The sequence below is a fragment of the Bradyrhizobium diazoefficiens USDA 110 genome (genome assembly GCF_000011365.1).
GTDB lineage: Bacteria > Pseudomonadota > Alphaproteobacteria > Rhizobiales > Xanthobacteraceae > Bradyrhizobium > Bradyrhizobium diazoefficiens.
In genome coordinates this window covers 3,857,757-3,874,723 of the sequence record NC_004463.1, presented here as the reverse complement: position 1 = coordinate 3,874,723, position 16,967 = coordinate 3,857,757, and the positions used below count along the sequence as shown (strand labels likewise).

General features: G+C 60.7%; 17 protein-coding genes. 1 reads left to right on the top strand and 16 read right to left on the bottom strand.

Annotated elements, in window-relative coordinates:
- Positions 1 to 309: 309 nt before the first annotated feature.
- Entirely contained in the window at positions 310 to 807 is a 498-nt protein-coding gene (locus tag BJA_RS43080; protein ID WP_236842218.1) for a hypothetical protein, read from the top strand.
- 116 nt (positions 808 to 923) lie between these two features.
- Here the strand turns inward: BJA_RS43080 and BJA_RS17370 are convergent, their stop codons facing one another.
- The 16 genes from BJA_RS17370 to BJA_RS17295 all read right to left on the bottom strand — a co-directional run bounded on the left by BJA_RS17370 (position 924) and on the right by BJA_RS17295 (position 16,940).
- Positions 924 to 1,460, bottom strand: coding sequence for a tetratricopeptide repeat protein (locus tag BJA_RS17370; protein WP_236842217.1), 537 nt, complete (start codon positions 1,458 to 1,460; stop codon positions 924 to 926).
- Positions 1,461 to 1,539: 79 nt separating this feature from the next.
- Positions 1,540 to 1,947, bottom strand: coding sequence for a hypothetical protein (locus BJA_RS17365; protein WP_011086285.1), 408 nt, complete (start codon positions 1,945 to 1,947; stop codon positions 1,540 to 1,542).
- Positions 1,948 to 1,956: 9 nt separating this feature from the next.
- Positions 1,957 to 3,609 (bottom strand): type II and III secretion system protein family protein, encoded by a 1,653-nt coding sequence (locus BJA_RS17360; protein ID WP_011086284.1) that lies wholly within the window; start codon positions 3,607 to 3,609, stop codon positions 1,957 to 1,959.
- A gap of 387 nt (positions 3,610 to 3,996) precedes the next feature.
- Complete coding sequence (locus BJA_RS17355; RefSeq protein ID WP_236842216.1) at positions 3,997 to 4,413, bottom strand: TadE family protein; 417 nt, start codon at positions 4,411 to 4,413, stop codon at positions 3,997 to 3,999.
- Positions 4,413 to 5,750: a TadG family pilus assembly protein gene (locus BJA_RS17350; RefSeq protein ID WP_011086282.1), complete on the bottom strand. Its 1,338-nt coding sequence runs from the start codon at positions 5,748 to 5,750 to the stop codon at positions 4,413 to 4,415. The genes BJA_RS17355 and BJA_RS17350 overlap by 1 nt, the downstream gene beginning before the upstream one ends.
- A gap of 537 nt (positions 5,751 to 6,287) precedes the next feature.
- The gene (locus BJA_RS17345) at positions 6,288 to 6,935 is read right to left on the bottom strand and encodes a methyltransferase family protein (RefSeq protein WP_011086281.1); all 648 of its coding nucleotides are present in this window, start codon (positions 6,933 to 6,935) and stop codon (positions 6,288 to 6,290) included.
- A gap of 2 nt (positions 6,936 to 6,937) precedes the next feature.
- Entirely contained in the window at positions 6,938 to 7,846 is a 909-nt protein-coding gene (locus BJA_RS17340; protein WP_011086280.1) for a type II secretion system F family protein, read from the bottom strand.
- On the bottom strand, positions 7,843 to 8,775 hold the full coding sequence (locus BJA_RS17335; RefSeq protein ID WP_038965953.1) for a type II secretion system F family protein: 933 nt from the start codon (positions 8,773 to 8,775) through the stop codon (positions 7,843 to 7,845). The genes BJA_RS17340 and BJA_RS17335 overlap by 4 nt, the downstream gene beginning before the upstream one ends.
- Positions 8,772 to 10,148, bottom strand: a complete 1,377-nt coding sequence (locus BJA_RS17330; RefSeq protein ID WP_011086278.1) for a CpaF family protein — start codon at positions 10,146 to 10,148, stop codon at positions 8,772 to 8,774. Before BJA_RS17330 ends, BJA_RS17335 begins: the two co-directional genes overlap by 4 nt.
- The gene (locus tag BJA_RS17325) at positions 10,145 to 11,347 is read right to left on the bottom strand and encodes an AAA family ATPase (RefSeq protein WP_038965954.1); all 1,203 of its coding nucleotides are present in this window, start codon (positions 11,345 to 11,347) and stop codon (positions 10,145 to 10,147) included. The genes BJA_RS17330 and BJA_RS17325 overlap by 4 nt, the downstream gene beginning before the upstream one ends.
- Entirely contained in the window at positions 11,347 to 12,300 is a 954-nt protein-coding gene (gene cpaB / locus BJA_RS17320) for a Flp pilus assembly protein CpaB (protein ID WP_038965955.1), read from the bottom strand. Before cpaB ends, BJA_RS17325 begins: the two co-directional genes overlap by 1 nt.
- A 1-nt stretch (position 12,301) precedes the next feature.
- The gene (locus BJA_RS17315; protein WP_038965956.1) at positions 12,302 to 12,808 is read right to left on the bottom strand and encodes an A24 family peptidase; all 507 of its coding nucleotides are present in this window, start codon (positions 12,806 to 12,808) and stop codon (positions 12,302 to 12,304) included.
- Positions 12,809 to 12,911: 103 nt separating this feature from the next.
- Positions 12,912 to 13,259: a hypothetical protein gene (locus BJA_RS43835; protein ID WP_011086274.1), complete on the bottom strand. Its 348-nt coding sequence runs from the start codon at positions 13,257 to 13,259 to the stop codon at positions 12,912 to 12,914.
- 657 nt (positions 13,260 to 13,916) lie between these two features.
- Positions 13,917 to 14,387: a hypothetical protein gene (locus tag BJA_RS17305; RefSeq protein WP_011086272.1), complete on the bottom strand. Its 471-nt coding sequence runs from the start codon at positions 14,385 to 14,387 to the stop codon at positions 13,917 to 13,919.
- The gene (locus BJA_RS17300) at positions 14,371 to 15,288 is read right to left on the bottom strand and encodes a DUF2950 domain-containing protein (RefSeq protein ID WP_011086271.1); all 918 of its coding nucleotides are present in this window, start codon (positions 15,286 to 15,288) and stop codon (positions 14,371 to 14,373) included. Before BJA_RS17300 ends, BJA_RS17305 begins: the two co-directional genes overlap by 17 nt.
- Positions 15,285 to 16,940, bottom strand: a complete 1,656-nt coding sequence (locus tag BJA_RS17295; RefSeq protein ID WP_038965969.1) for a DUF3300 domain-containing protein — start codon at positions 16,938 to 16,940, stop codon at positions 15,285 to 15,287. The genes BJA_RS17300 and BJA_RS17295 overlap by 4 nt, the downstream gene beginning before the upstream one ends.
- Positions 16,941 to 16,967: the final 27 nt, after the last annotated feature.

Sequence of the window (16,967 nt, the reverse complement as noted above, 5' to 3'; positions counted from 1 at the left end):
GATACGGGCCGGCTTAATCACCAGATGGAGGATGATCCGTCCCGCCCTCATCCGCACGCCGCCTCTCATCCTCCGGCTGACGATCACGTCGCCGAGGACCGAGGGCCGCAGCCACGCACCGATCACGGCAACAGTGCGCCCATAATTCACCCGCCCCACGAGGCCCCCGCCTTGTCGTCTGCGCACTTCGGCTCCGGGCAGGAGGAGTCCGGACGTGTGACAGCGATCGCGAATTGGATGCAGCGAGGACGCCGCATCTGGCGCGGGCACCTCCAGCGCGATCAACTCCCCGAGGCAACCGGAGGGTCGATGGGAAACATCGAGCGCTGGTTGCTCGCGTTGCTGAGCGTTCTCGTCATCGTGAGTTGCGTTTGCGCGACCATTGTCTTGATGCAGGCCACGGCGCTCAAAGCGGAGATCGCCACGCTGCAACGCGAAATCATCGCGCTCAAGCTCCGCGTAGCCAGGCTCGATCAGATCGCAAGCGCCAATGAGGCCCGCGACAAGCCAAGCACCGAAGCACCCAAGCCGCCGGCCGAGACTCGCCCCGACCAGGCAGTTCTCGTCCTGTCGCGCGAAGAGATTCAGCTGATCCGCGACTATATCAAGCCCGCCCCGGTTGCGGGCTCCGCGACAGAGTCGATCAGGGTCGGCGATCCCGTCACGGGAGAAACAATCCCGTTCCCTTCTCCGATCACGGAGAAGGTCCGCAAACTGCTCGGCGCGAGATTTACCATCCGCAACGGCGTGATCGTCATCAGCCGCATCGGCAGCCGTCACGCTGATGTTGTGATCGGGCCCAACTAATCAGGGGCTACCCATGCCACGCGCAACTGGCTCATACCCGCGACGAGGCATGCCTCCCAAAGCACGTTAGCGTGCATATCCGACCGGCATCAGCCCTTTACCGGTAGTTATTCCACCTAAGGCTGATTATTCGGCGGCCTTTCGATGAACCGACGGCTACCATTGAGAAGCTCAAGGTTATTGGCGATGACCGGGTTACCTGGATCGAGCGAATAAGCCTTCTCGAACTTCCGTCGCGCCGCACTCAGATTGCCGCGCAGCATGTACGAATAACCCTGATCATTCAGGATTTGAACGGTCTCGCCCCCCAGCCGAATCGCCTGGGCATAGGCCTGATCAGCCAGGTCAAAACGACGCAGGCGGTCATAGCTTGCCGCGAGCCCAATCCAGGCCGTCAGGTCCTTCGGTGATTTCTCGACGGCGTCCTTGAAATAGCGCTGGGATAGTCCGTAGCTGCCGCGGTTGAAATGCTCCAGCCCCAGCCGAACGGGCTCGTCTGATGGGTAATATTTGACGTCGGTCGGCTCCTGCACGGGGTCCCCGCCCGGCGGATCCACGGGGGCCACAATTGCGGCCTCCCTCAGCGTGTAGTCACACCCCGCAAGGCCTGTCCCCAAGCAGCAATAGATCAGCATTAAGATGATGCGCCGCATAACTGTTGTCCCCGCCCGGCTCATCGGACTCATTGAAATAGCATCGTTGAATTTCCCAAAGCTAAGGCCCTTGGCTCCTCTACCTGTTCGGTGCTCCGCCAGTTCCGCCGACCGGTACCGACACGCCGGTTGACGAACCTGCCCCCAATCCCTCGATGTTGACGTTCTGCGTCGGCGTCGTCCGCACGCCCATTTGCCTCGTCGGATCGCTTATGTCGGGAAGCTGATCCACCGGCTGTTGCGTTTTGCCATAGCGTGTGACCGCGGCGCCCACGCGCCGAGCGTCATATGCGATCCTGCGATCACCGACGTTACGCGGCCATGGATGGATCGTATGTGTGACGGCGTTGACCTCTTTGGCATCGCCGGCGCTCATGGTGATGGTATTGGAACGCTGGAAGTAGCGGTCCATCTCGTCGTTACCGGCGAGGCCGTAACATCCCCCGAGCAGCAAAGGCGCGAACAGAACCAGATACCTTTTGGTCATCTCTCGCTCCTAGTTGAGGGTCTTTACGACCGGCTGGTTGGCGGCGGCCGGGGGCGGAACGGGCGTCCTGAGCTCAGGAGCGATGATGTGGCCGTAAGGACCCTTCACGTCGCCACCGGAATTGACGTAGTCATCGTAGCGCTTGCGGACTTCCATCTGGCCATTGAGGAAGAAATCGACGTCATTGGCCGGAAGGCGGGAGTCGAGCGGAGACGCCAGCTGCTGACCGGGTGCCGCCGGCGCAACCAGGCGCGGCGTGACGATGATGACGAGGTCCGTTTCCTCCTGCTGGTACGACTTGCTGCTGAACAAGGTTCCAATCACTGGCACCGAGCCGATCCAGGGCAATTGCGAAACGTCCTGGCGATTGCGGGTCTGCAACAGGCCGGCGATTGCAAAGCTCTGGCCATCGCGCAACTCAACCGTGGTTCGCGCGTCGCGGCGGGTCAGCGCAGGAACGGTCGTCCCCTGGATCGTCACCGCATTGGCGAAATCAAGTTCACTCACCGACGGCTCAACCCGAAGGTTGATCACGCCGCGGGAGAGCACGGTAGGGACGAAGGCGAGCTCAACACCGAACTTTTTGTATTCAATCGTGATGGTGGGAAAACCGTTCGTCGTCTGGGTCGGTATCGGCACTGGAAACTCACCGCCGGCGAGGAAGCGGGCGGCGTCGCCGGACAGCGTAGTCAAGTTCGGCTCCGCCAGCCGGCGTGCCAGTCCCTTAGTTTCCAATGCAGAGATCAGCATGTCCACCGAACCGCCGTTGCTGGTTCGAATAAGACTGGTCAACAAGGTTCCGAAGGGGGCCGGCGCGATGCCTCCTGCAGTACCGGCGAGCGTCCCCAGAGTTCCGAGTACCGGAAGGCTGCCTGTCGGGGCACTACCAACAGGCCCCCCGCCCGCACCGAGGGGACCGTTGGCGGTGTTGATACCACCGATCGGTGTTCGACCGGCGGCGGTCACACGACCTAGCCCAGAATTACCAATGTTAGTGCCGTTGGCGTTCGCCGCAGAAAGGTTCACCCCGAGGTTTCGACCGGCCTCCCGGCTGACCTCAAGGAAGCGCACCTCCAGCATCACCTGCTGCGGTGCCGCGACGCTCATCGCGTTGACGACGGTGCCTCCTTTCGCAACGGTGCTGGTGGCGATTGCCATAGCCCGCTCGGCCGCAACCGCGTCGACGGCGGTTCCGCTGAGCACCACCTGGCCCTCGGAGGCCGAGACGCGAACACCCTGCATGCCGGTGCCGGTCCGGATGTTCTGCTGCAAATTGCCCGTATCGATCACGACCTCGACGTCGAGGACCCCGATCTGCTTCATCGCGCTGTCGAACAGAATGACGTTGGTGGTGCCGGTCTGCTTGCCCTGGACATAGATCATGTGGTCGCTCAGCGACTTCACGTCGACGATGTCAGGCGAGCCCGCGATAATCGTCGCAAAAGCGGTATCGACCTTGAAGGTGCGCGACTTGTTGACGACCACCCTGACCCGCTGGACGTCGTTCATTTCGCTGACAAAGACGCCGCCGGAGGAACCCCGCCGGTCTGCAGCCTCCGCGCGGTCAGCGGGCCCACACAAGGCCACCGCTGCGCCAAGACCCATCACGCCGAAGGCGAGAAGCCTCGCTACCGTCTTACCTGAAACGCGACCGCCGCCCATTCGAGTCCCCCCACCGCGATCCGCGGCCGTCCCCGCAAATCTACGTGCTCGATGTCCCCAAAAGTTCCCCTGCGCGTACCACGTTGCAGAGATTACAGTTCATCCAATTACAAATCGTTATTTCGTATTTCCAACATCATCCTCCCTGATGGCGCCTCCTTGCAAGATGAGAGCCTTACCGCACTGCCACAACAGCAGAGAAAACTCTCCGATGTTGCCAGCGCGCACCACTTTTCGCATATCGGGAACTATCCCATAGCGTCGCGACCTTGAGGCGGGCTCCCGCTGCTCTCCCATGGAACCACCCTATCGGTTTTCGGAAAACCTGTTCAGGCAAAGGGGCCTGGTCTGTCGCTTACGGTACCCGGGTGCATTCCAGGCGACCAACTAGAAAGGAATCTTGGTAGACGCGCTCGGCGCGTTCAATGCTGTGCCCCATATCGGCATCAGCATGGTAAAGCCCGCTTGAGAAGCCGTAACAGTCAAATTGTCGGTGCTGGCCCCCACGGTCAGCGTCGGCGTGAGACGGCCGAAATACAGGAATGGCGCCGCATTCTGCTTAGCCGTCAAGGACAGGGGATCCCCGGTGCAGCCGGCCGGCGACTGCGGCGGGCTTTGGACCATGTCGGGCGTGTAGCAGCTAATCATGACCGCCCGGGCGCCGGCGCTCGCGAGCGTCCGCAAGGACTGCATCGTGATTGCATAGCGTCCGAGATCGATGATGGCGAACATCAATGTAAAAAGCGGCACGAACACGAGGATAAGCTCGAAGGCCGAGGCGCCGCGATTGTCGAGCTTTCTCATCATTGCACCAACGCGACAACTTGGGTGTAAATGATGGTCGCCGGAGCACACCCTTGCGTGCTCAGGTAGCCGCCACCGCTCATGTCGAGCGTTTTCGCGATCACTTGTGAACAGGTCGTATTGGTACTGGCAGTCGTTCCGCTCCAGCTAACGTCGACCTTGGGGAAGTACATGGCCCCGCCCAGGCTAACTAGACCACTACCGTTTATGGTGACCTTGTTGCTGGTCTTGGTCGGAGCCTGATCGTCAATCAGGACGCCATTCAGATCAGAAGAGAAACTGTTCGTGGCAGGTGCGGAGAGGTCAACCGTACCCCCGTTGATGGTAAGCTGCGAATCTCCGAGCAATACCAAGGTTACGCCTGTGCCTTTCAGTTGTCCGCCGGTGACCTTTATAGTTGCCTTGGAGAAGATGTATGTTCCCGGGTCCAAGACGTACTTGTCCCCGTTCTGCACCGTGAAATTGCCGTAAGCTCCTGTCCCCGCGCTATTCGGCGCGCAATGCTTCCACCCATCCGCCTGAACAGGGCATGACGGGCTTGTATTGCCAGTCCTACTGTTGAACGATTCGGTGTCCAGTTTCCTGAGCGGATTGTTAGCGTACGTCATGAAATAGTTGTGCGGCACGCTAATATTGCTGCAGGTGCCTGAGGGGGTGCAGCCACTTACACCATAAACCGCCCATCCCGAACCGGTGAAAGATGGAGTGCTCGCAAGTTGAACACTGGTATCCGACATCAGCGCGCAGCCAGTTCCGTTGTTGCTGAGGTTACCGGCAAGCTTAAGTGCGCCTGAGTCAGGTCCAAGCGCCAAAGCGCACGCCTTGGTCGGCTGCTGGACCAGCGCGATGGCTTGGGCCGGGATGTTGACGGTCGTCAAACCCAGCACTGCCGCCAAGTAGGCCGGTTGTTGCTGGCTGACCCTGGCGCGAACGGCGTTGCCGGTGCCTGCAGGTGGCGTTGTGAACGTGCCCGCAGTGTATGTGCCGATATCGATCTGCACGGCTCGCGAGATTCTGTTCGGAAGACTGGGCGCGCACTGGGTGCCGGGATAGGGCGTGCTGTCCTGCGGACTTGAGTTGCAAAACCCGTTCTGTGCCGCAAATTCCTTGGCCAGATAATCCACCGATTGTGTACCGCAGGCCGCGCCAGCCATCGTGCATGAAAGCCGCAAGGCGCCCGAGTAGGCCGCCGAGTCGGCGGCGTTCTGCGCGTGCTGGTGGGTGACGTACCATGATCCGGCCTCCGCCCCGAGTGCGACCGCTCCGATGAGCGGCACGAGGGCGATGACTGTTGCGAATGCGGCCGAGCCTTGTCGCGAACGGAGCAGATTACGCATGGAAACACCCTACTGGAAGCGTTCTGAGTAAGGCAGCGTGAACGTACAGGTGGTGGGGCACAGTACCCGTCTCAAGACAATCGGAGCCAAAGTGATGGTTGTCGAAAATGTAATATACTTGGGGAAATCAATATTGCTCGGCGAACAGGTAGCGCCTGCGTCTCCGCATACAACCCGGAGATTGCCGATCGTATGACCAGCGACTGTTGTCTGTAGCCCCGGCCTCCAGGTCACCGTGCCGTCGGGGCCGAGCGGATTATAGTACTGCACATACTGCCCGAAGGAGCGCAACGCCGTCCACGCCGAGATAAATTGGAAGCCCGCGGCGGCTACGTCGGCGAGCGGCATGAGCAGGAACGCCACCAAGACCGGGTAAACGATCAATGTCTCGAACGCGACGGCGCCGCGCTGATGCGCGATGAAAGAATTCTTAGCACACGCGCGCCTGGCTCGACCGATACTTACCACTCCCGATCGCCGAGCCCGAGCAGTAGCGACTTGAACCACGTCCATGACAATTCGGCCACGCATAGTCGTTCACCAAACATAAGGGACCACTCTCCAACGCGATGCCTCGTAGCTGGAATATTCAGGGCAGTTGCGCCGAAGCAGGTCTTCTTCGTAAAGAATTCGGCATACCTGGACGCCGATATGCAGGACGAGCAAGACCGCGGTCAGCGGCGTCGGATTTCTCAGCACTACTCCCAACACCGCGATTTCTTCCGCAAGGTAGAGCGGGTGCTTGATCCACCGGTACGGGCCCGTTTGCACCACATTGCGCGCCTGTGGCACCAGACTGAATGACCTACCAAGGTGTCGGATGGTGATCAGCATCATGATCATGCCGATCAACACGCAAGCGGTGGATGCCAGGTTTGGTAACGCTTGGTCGCTCTTGCCGAAGAAGGCGATCGTCCATGGCATATAGGTGCCGACGAACGCCGCTATTCTTGGGAGGACGCCATCCGCTTGCGCCTTTGCCGGCGACCGCGTCATCGTCAATAGCGCCAGAAGAACGTAGAAGGCACCAAGGCAAACACTCGACAGGAGCGACGGCCACGGTTTATCGGCCGATGATCCAATATTGAAGGCGACACCAAGCGCCAGCAGCATGAACCACATACCGCCGAACAGTTGCATCGTCCGGTCGTAAGAGGAGGTTTTCGACAGGGCAACCGTGCTCATCGCTATTTACCGAAGCTGGCGAACGAACGCACCAGGTGCAGAATGGGACTTCCTCCCAAAACGACGAACATGGCTGGAAGCAGGAACAGCACCATCGGAATGGTCAGCTTGGCGCCTAACTTGTGTGCTCTTTCTTCAAGCTTGGTAATGCGTTCTCGCCGGAGGTCGACAGCGATATTCCGCAGAGCCTGGCCCACCGGCGTTCCGTATTGCAGGCTTTGAGCGACCATGGTGCCGAATCGGCGAAGCCCATCCGATGTAGTTCCTAGTTTATCGAATGCGTCGCTGCGATTTGGCAGTATCCGGAGATCATCAAGAAGGCAGTGTAGGACCCGGGCCATAGGGGGATTGGTCTCGCTCATTTCTTGCGCGACGCGAGCGAGCCCGCTCTCCAGGCCCATTCCCGCTTCGCTGCACACGACCAGCAAATCGATCATATCCGGTGTGCCCACCCGAATGGCAGCATCAAACCGCCGCTTCAGCACCGCCAGTATCAATCGTGGCCCCAAGATTCCGACCATCACGCCCATGAGTGTGAAGACCAGTACATCCGTCATTGACTTCGCGAAAAGCTGAGCGACACACCCGGCGATGATTGGGCATAGGAACATGGCGACGGCTTTGACACCGATCCAGGTCGGCAACGCTCGACGATGATTAAAACCTGATGATTGAAGGATCGTTCGTAGTTGATCCAGATTCTCCTCAGCGTAGAAACGGCGATACCGCGTGCCGAGCCATGAAAACCAACCGGTCACGTCTTGGAAGGGTGTTGCCCCGCCAGCACCGCCCATCACTGCGTTTGCCACCCGTGCATCCACAGTACGAATGTGTATCTCGCGGATAATCAACAGGCTGGTCGCACTCCCCGCTGCCACTGCGAGGGCCACCAGACCGAGACCAAAAGTCATAGTTGTGTTTCCCTTCTGACCATCCAGCTTATCACCAAGGCTCCGACAAGCACCGAGGCTACCGCGTAAGCGAGCAGCTTGTTTCCAACCGGATCGGTGAACAAGAGATCAACTGTTTGTGGATTGGACGCGTAGAGTACCCCGCCTCCAATCAAGGGCGAGATTGTCAGCGCTCGCGAGGAAAAGATCACCTCTCCCGCCAGCGCCTTGGCGCGAGCAGCTAGCGCAACACGCTGCCTCACAGTGTCGCCCAGGTTCTGCAAGGTTTCGGCCAAGCTGCCACCTGACTTCAACTGGACTGCAAGTGTCACCGCAAACATCGCATACTCGGCCACTTGCGTTCGGCGATAGACACCTTCGACAGCTTCCGCTGGAGGTCTCCCCAGATTCACCTCGTTGCATACGATGGCAAACTGCCCAGCTGTTGGTTGCGGCATTTCGCGCGCGAGGGCGCGGAATGCTTCGTGCACAGGCAAACCCGATCGAACCGTACTCGTCACCAGCTGGATCGCATCAGGCAGCTGTCGAAAAAGCTGAAGGGCGACGCGACGTTGCTGCCATCCAAACAGCCCTCGCATCACGCTGATGGCTGCGATTGCAGCGGCAATTCCCCCGTAGAGAATGGAATATCCAAGCTGGCTAATCGCATAGAGGGTTGCTGCCCCTGCGAACGCACCGGCAACCAACACATAGGCCGGATGCCAAATGTTCGGTATCTCGGGACTGTAATTGACCAGCCGATGAAGGAACAGAGTCTGGGATCCGGTCTCCGTGCGGCGAATGGACAGCAGGTTGGCTGGATGTGAGGCTGGCAGCGCAACCGCCAGCCGGCGATCGATGCGCCTTTCCCGAGCGTCGAGCCACAACGCAGTGGCTGCTGCGCACATCGCGAGCGCCAGAACAGTGACGATCACGGACTCCGGCATCATATTTGCCTCATCGCCTCGGCCCAAGCTCCATCCAGCCCGTAATAGACAAGACGGCTTTTGAATTTCGGGGTTGCAAGGTTGCACCTGTAGGTGCCCGATAACCGCCCATGCACATCCTCATCCTGGTACTCGAAGGCTGCGATGTCATTGGTGGTGATCACGTCCCCCTCCAGCCCGATTACCTCGCTGATCTGAATGATACGGCGCTGTCCGTCCCGCATGCGTTCGACCTGCACAATGAGATCCAGCGCCGCGACGATCTGAGTTCGAATGGCGCGCGACGGTAGATTAACCTGCCCCATCTGCACCATGTTCTCGATGCGGGTCAGGGCATCACGGGTGCTGTTGGCATGCACCGTGGAGATGGAACCATCATGGCCGGTGTTCATCGCCTGCAGCATGTCAAATGCTTCCGCGCCGCGCACCTCGCCCACGACGATCCGGTCAGGACGCATGCGCAGCGCATTCCACAAGAGATCGCGCTGTGTCACCTGCCCTGTGCCTTCGAGACTGGGAGGCCGGGTCTCCAGGCTGACCACGTGCGGCTGCTGAAGCTGCAATTCTGCCGCATCCTCGATCGTGACAATGCGTTCGCTGTGATCGATGTACTGACTCATCGCATTCAAGAGCGTCGTCTTACCGGATCCGGTGCCGCCGGAGACCAGAACGTTGAGCCGAGACCGGGCGGCGACCTCCAGCAATTGTCCGATGGCCGCGGTCATTGAGCCGTTTTCGATCAATCCGGCCATATCCAAACGAAGGCTTGGAAATTTTCGGATGGAGATGCACGGACTATGAATCGCCAGCGGCGGGAGGATGATGTTGACGCGGCTTCCATCCAGCAGGCGACAATCCACCATCGGGCTGGATTCGTCGACGCGCCGACCAACCTGCGCGGCAATCTTCTGAGCGACGGAGGCGATGTGATCATTGTCGCGGAATCGCACCGCAATTCGTTCCAGCCTGCCGCTTCGCTCCACGTAGACGTTGCTCGGACCGTTCACCATGATATCGTTGATTGATTGATCGAGCAGAAGCGGACGCAGCGGCCCATAGCCGGTCATGTCGTCCGCAATCTCGTCCGCTAGCTGAATCTGCTCGCGACCCGACAGTTCAAGTCGTTCCTCGTTGGCGATTCCATGAATGATTTCCTCGATCTGCCGCCGAAGGACATCCCGCGAAACCGTTGCGGCAACCGACGGATCAATCTGCTCGATGACTCGCTCGCGAAGCGAGGCTGGCATCAAGGGCCGGTGAGTCGAAGGCGCTTGCCTGGGCGCAGATGCAGGCAAGCTCGGCGTCGACGCAGGCAATGGCGTCACTGCAGGCAAAGGAGCTGGCGTATCGTCGTCGCGCCTACCGAAGGTCTTCATAGTCCCAGAAGCCTCCTCAACCGTCCCTTCCGCTCGGCGCCGAGCCCCGTGATCTCCCTTACAATCGGGGCGAGGTGACGCCGCAGTGCTGATACGTGCTTGAGCGCGGGAATTCCGAGATTGACCGCCTGAGTCATCCCCTTCCCGAGATCGGGTACCACCATGTCTGGTTCTGCCCCCAAGGCCTTGACAATCGCGGCTCTGGGGAGGCCGCCGGGGCGATCGGCACGGTTAAGCAAAGTGAAGACCCGATCCTTGCCGGCGATGTTGGTGACAGCGGCGCGCAGTGCATGCGCGTTGCGAAGTCCGGTCACCTCGGCTTCCAGTAGCACCAGCACGTGACGAGAAAGAGTGATCACCGGATGGATGGATGGCGGAAATGGGACCGGTACATCGACGACGATGTAATTGAACCGTTGGCGGAGCAGACCGAGCACGTGCCTCACGCCCGCTTCGGTGATGTCGAGCTGCGCATCCAGCTCCTCATCAGCGGAAATCAGGCAAACCCGCTCGTTGACCTCAATTGCCGCGCGCTCGAGGAACAACGTGTCCGCCCGCATCGGGTTCTCCAAGGCGATACGGAGCCCTGGCCCAGGCCGTACACCCAACATCACGGCTGTTTCGCCGGCTTGTAGGTGAAGGTCGAGCAGCGCGACCTTGGCCTTGGTGGTCTCGGCAAGCTGCAGGGCGAGGTTGATGGCGATACTCGTCGCTCCGGCGCCGCCCTGCGCCCCGCAGATCGAGATCACATGCCCGCCACGATCAGGCTGACTATGGGCCACATCGCCAAGCAGCTTTGGGCGCAGCTGGTCCAGTACCATATCCCGCGTAATCGGCTTCGGCAGATACTCGGTCAGGCCGAGTTCCATGAGCTCGCGATAGAATGTGATCTCCCTGCTCTCACCGATCAGAACCACCCGGACGTCGGGTGGACAGACGCCGGCCAGCCTTTCCAGCTCGGCAAATGGGTCATCGATGCCGCTGATGTCCGTCACCAACGCGGATATATCCGTGTCGGTTTCGAGCATCCGTATGGCGTTACGGATCGTGCCACGCCTGATCGATATGTTGCTGCCTTCGAGGCCCTTGCGCAGAGCCGCAGCACTAAGCTCGTCATTTACAAAACAGACGATCCGGTTGCGAGCTAGAACAGATGTAGCTTCTTCAGGCGAACTGACGACTGCAATGTTAACGCTCATCAACGTTTCTCCAGCAACTTGCCTGCCTGCACCACCATCGTCGCACCCCGGTGGGAAACTTCCGACCCATCGCAGTTGACCATAGCGTCCCCGTCGCCTGAGTCCTTCCTGACTGAGTATTGCTTGACCTGACCGCCAGTATGAATGACTACCGCAGCAGTCCGGCCGGCAACTGCATTCTGGCGAGCAATTTCCGGCGACACATCGCAGCTGGACATGGCGCCAGTGTCCGCCGTATCCCACTGCTCGACTGCTGCCCGTACGGCCAGCGAGATCGTTCCGATCTGCTTTGCGACTGTGATCTTCTTGACCTGGTCTGGCGCAAGCTCCAACGACACTGTTTGCGCTTGCTTGCCGGCCAAAGAGCTAACGGTTCGCCCGCCTTGCACAATCTCCTGGTCAATCGCAATGACTCGAACGTTGCCCAGAACGACTTCGCTCAGGGCCCGACGCGCGGGGTCTGCCTTCTCGAACACCTGGGTCAACAAGACATCGACATGATCACCGGGCCTGATCAGCCCCGAGACGCCCGACTCCTCGTCAACCTTGATGCTGATTGCCCGGCTGTCCGGGGCCAAGACGCTGGCCAGGAAACCGCGATCTCGCGGCCGCAGCACGTCCTGCAGGGTAATTGGACTGCCGGCCTCGACGAATTTGCGAACCAGAGAGCCGGTAAGTCCGGCCTTCGCGTCGGGCGTTTCGAGAATCGCCCCGGCTGGAAGACGTTCAGGCAGCGCCGACCGCACAGCGAAATCTTCATCGCGGGCCAATGTACCTCTCGATAGCGGACGTGCCGCAACAAAGTACCCGACAGTCGAAGGAGGCGCCGGCCCCTGCTCCGTGACCGCTACCGGAACCTGTTTCGGCAGGTTCATGTTGTAGGCAATAAGCCCGAACGCGGCGGTTGCCAGCAACAGAACTATGATGATCGAGAGACGCAACGCGGATGACATGTCAAAGTCCTCGACTGAAAATGGTCCAAATGCCACCGCATGCTACGGCCACCCCGTAAGGCAGCGGTGCGTGTCGCAAGTGTCGCCACCGCTCGACCGCGTAGACGCGGCGCATGAGCGACGAGCCGGCGGGCGCGAGCCTGGGATATGGCAGGAGGCGCATCAGCAGATGCACCAGGGCGAGAATGCCGCCAGCCAATGCGGTAACGGTCAGCAACTGAATTACGCCCGTCAGCGGAAAGCCGATCGCCAACGCAGTCAGCAACTTGACGTCGCCGCCGCCAATTCCACCGCGCGTGTATAGGACAAACAGCAGCAGAAAGAGGATCGCGGCGGCTATCAGCGACTCGGCAATTTGGATCGCGTTGGGCAATTGAGTGACGATCCCGAGGAACGCCAGCACCAGACAAATTTCGTTTCGGATCAAGCGCGTCGCGACATCGATCGTTGCGACATAGAGCAACAATAGGATTTGCAGAAGCGAGGCTGTGGGAGCAATCCAATTCATCAAATGCACGCCTCAAAGAAGCGGAAGGCAAATTTGTTGGGGAGCACTCTTGCAGGAGGGGGGGCAGCCTGGATTGCCCCCCTCTGGCGTCAAAATGGCTGTATCAACCAGCGATGGCCGTAGCGAAAGCAGTGGTGATAGCGGTGATCCCGGTAGTCAGCGCTGCGCCGATCTGGCCACCAGCTCCACCACCGAACACAGCACCGACTGCGCCAACGATACAAACTGCGACGATAATGTACTCGAACGACACCACGCCGTCCTGGTCCGTGCGCAGACGCTTCAACGCTTCTCTCGTCTCAATATAGTACGTCAACATAGGAGGATCCCTTCCTTGGAGATGACAGACTTCGGAATGTTCGTTGGCGAAAAACCCCTGCGCCAACTGGATTCTTTTATAATGTTCGCTCGGAGGGTTTCGCGTGCTCCATAGAGGGGTGATGCGGAGCATAAGGGGTACTCCTCGCTCGATTAACCATTTCGCCGAGCGGCCGGCGTTCGGTCGACGCGCGACAACGCGCTGGCGCTTGCCGATCGCTCAGCCATCGTGGGCATGACGATGCACGGCGTTGTCGATCGCAGAAAGAGCGTTGAGGAGTTGAACGCAATCGCGGACTGAGGGCGCTATTCAGCCGCCAATGTCGGTGCGCTCTGTTCTACCGATCGGCCGAATCCAGCCATTCCCGACCTTGAATAGCGGACAGCACCGAGATGACCAATCGCCGGCACTTCACACGAAGCACGGACAGCAGCTAGCGTACGCATTGGCGGACGTAATAGCCGTTGACCCGTATCCACTGGCAGGGGCTTGGCCGAGGCTCCTTGATGATTGTGTAGCCGTGGTAGTCGATGTTGGTTGGTGCGGTCAGGCCACGCCAGAATACTGCATTCGCGCTGGACGAGCTCAGGGTCATCGCTGCCCAGAGACAGGCCAGGGCGACACAGAATGGAAAGAGTGTTCGCATCAGCGTCTTCCGGTTTGGAATTGATTACCGTAGCTCGCTTATCCTGACTGCTCCCAAAGACGCTCGCAAGTCCGATCGCGACATGACGCGAGATGTGATCCGGTCTTGCGCAGGACCGGCGGCAGCACCATTTCAAAACCGCCTCATCTCATCGTAATCGTGATTGCGCTGAGATTGGCGGCGAATTCCATGCCCGCCTTGGGACCTTGCAGCACGATCGTGACGCCCTTTTCGTTGCGCAGGTGAGCGCCGTTGATGCCGCCGACGAGGGCGGCTCCGCCGCCGACGGAGGTGTAGGTGCCGGCGAAATCGCGCACCTCTCTGATGCCTGACGCCCGCCCCGCCAGTCGCCCGACGGTTGCGCCGGCGGTGATGCCGAAGCTCAGGCCCGACACCCTGAAGGGATAGACGCGCCCTCGATAGGTCAGTACCCCGCTGCCGGCGCCACCGCCAATCAGCAATCCCGCCTTCGCGATTTTGACCTCGACGTGACCACTAGCTTGCGCATGTGACGGCGTGGCGGGAATGATGAACGCGAGCAACGCGATTGCTGCCAGGTACCGGGCAATCCAACGCAGCCACGCTCGCCTGCTGCTCTCAGGGTTTTGCGGCATCGACCTTCTTCCAGGTCTGGTCCGGATCGAACAGCGTCGTGCGCTGGGCGATAGATTCGGTGCGCTCTCCCAAGTCCTTCTGGTAGACGGTACCAGCGTGATTGACCAGGAAGGTCATGACGCCGGAATTGCCGTATTCGGCTGGCCAGGCGATCAGGGCGAAGCCACCGATCATCTTGCCCTTGACGACGTAGTTGAGAGCACCGCCGGGCGCATCCGCCCCTTGCCCCTTCAGGATACGGAAATAGTATCCATGATATGGGCTCGGCTCTGCACTTCCGGCCTTATAGCCTTCGGCCGAGGCTTCCGCCGCCAGTGCACCGAGTGGGCTCGGGTCGCTATCGTCGCGCCAGAACAGGCCGTCCTTCTTGCCCGGGCTGCTGACGATGCGTTGCGCGTAGACGCCCACGCCCTCGCCGCGATCCTTGTCGGCATATTCATTCTGGGCATCGACATAGGCGAGCGCAGTCTGGATCGCGTCGAGCTCGTTGCGGCCGATGCGACGATAGAGAACCTCGATCCGTCCCTCGGCCGTGTCGAATTCCCAGCCGCTCTTTGCATTGACGAGTGGAATTGGGAACGGGAAGTCGTCCGGCCCCAGCATCAGCGTGGCCTTCTTGTTGCCTTCCGCCTTGATCGAATGCTTGGCATCATACATCGACGTGAAGCGCTGGCGTATGTCTGCATCGGCGACCTCGTCGCCGGACGAGACGATGTCGTCAGCAGCCCTGCCGAGCACCTTGAGAATATCGGCCGGACCTCCCTTGACCGCAGAGGCAAGCGCTGCCGCTGCATCCTCGGGCGTAGAAAAGGATTGCTGCGCGGGCGCCGTCGAACTCAGCAGTACCAGCGCCATGATGCCTGGCAACGCCGCGCGATGAAGTGACTTCAGAACATTCATGGCGCGACCTCCGCAGGGATCCTCGCACCACGGGCGAGCCAATCGCTGTAGGTTCGGAATTTCAATCCGAGCTTGTCGTAGTGGACAAGCAGATAACCGTCGTTGCCGCGGGTCACCGCCTCCGGCTTCACGCGTTCGACCTCCTGCGCCATGACACCGACATAGGCCTTGTGGCTGCCGAGATAGCTGAAGCGGTAATAGCCGAGGCCGTTGGCGAGATAGCCGAGCAAGACGACATCGTGCTTCAGCGCAATGTCGGAGCGCCGGCCGCCGCCGCCTCCCCGTCCGCCGCCGCCTCCTCGGAAGCCGCCTCCGGCAGACATGCCGCCACCGCCACGCCCGGCGAAGCTCGCCCCACCGCCACCGCGGGGCATGCTCGCCATACTCGACCGCCCGCGGGCGGAGGCCGCTGCAGCCGCCCGGCCAGAGGAAACGTTCATGGCACCGCCGCGGCTACCTCCACCACCGCGATTGGCAGACGCTGCGCGGTTGCCGGCACCAGCGCCGCCGCGGTTGGCGGCCTTGGCGCGGTCACCACCGCCCTTGGCTCGATCGCCTCCGCCCTTCGCACTCCCCTTGGCGCGGTCCGCAGCGCCGGCGCGATCGCCGCCACCGGGCCGGTCCCGCGTACCCGCGCGGTCGCCGGTGCGGTCACCCGCTCGATCTCCTGCACGATCAGCGGCACCGGCGCCCGGACGATCCTTGAGTACCTGCTGGCCGTCGCGGCCGCGAAAATCCATCCGGTCCGCGGCGCCCGCCTTCAGATTGTTGTTGCCAAAACGCTGCTGAACATTGGTGTTGTTGTAACGCACGCCCTGGCGGTGCGCCGGATTGTGCTGCCAGCCATTTCCGATGTTGGTGGTCCGGTGATTGACATAGACGTTGCGGTTGCCCCAGTTGCAGCCGCCGCCCCAGTAATTGCCCCAGCGTCCGATCGCCCAGGCGGTCCCAAAAGCGAGCCCCCCCGCGATCACGCCTGCGCCGATATAGGACGGATACCCGAAGTAATAAGGTGGGTAGTCCGCGTAGGGCCAGGCCCCGTAAACGGTGGCCGGCTCGTAGTACGGCACGTACATCGTTCCCGGCTCGGCCGGCTCGATGACGACCACCTGCTTGTTTTCCTGCGTCTGAACACTGACCTTCTGCTGTTTGGTCGTAACGAGCTTCTTGTTGTCATAGGCCTTGGTGCGCAATCGCTGGATCGCATCCATCACGTCCGGCTGCTGCGCGAGCACGGCATCACCCAGGCTCTTGGTCCAATCGAGCTTGTCACTCATCATCGTCAGAACGTCCGCCGTGCTGGCGAGCGCCTTGACGCTGTCGTCCCAGGCCTGCTTCTCGACCTCGGTCTTGAGCGCATCGCCCTTCAGCGACTTGTGTTCCTTGAGCCAGCGATCGGCCTGCACCACTTCCAGCGGATAGGTCGACGCGGCCAGCACATTGGCCAGCAGCTCGTCAGGATAGAGCGCGATCGGCGCCACCAGTGCTTCGAGCTGCTCGGGCTTCAGGAGCTCGGCGCTTGGCGGAGCCTGGCTTGCCGCTTGCGGCTGAGCGGTTGGAGCAGCAGGTTTGTCGGCCGTCTGCGCCGAGGCGACGGACGGGATGGCCATCAACAGCGCAAGCGCGATCACGGTCCTGGCACAGCGAAGCATCACATCCTCCATCGGAGTCACAATTTG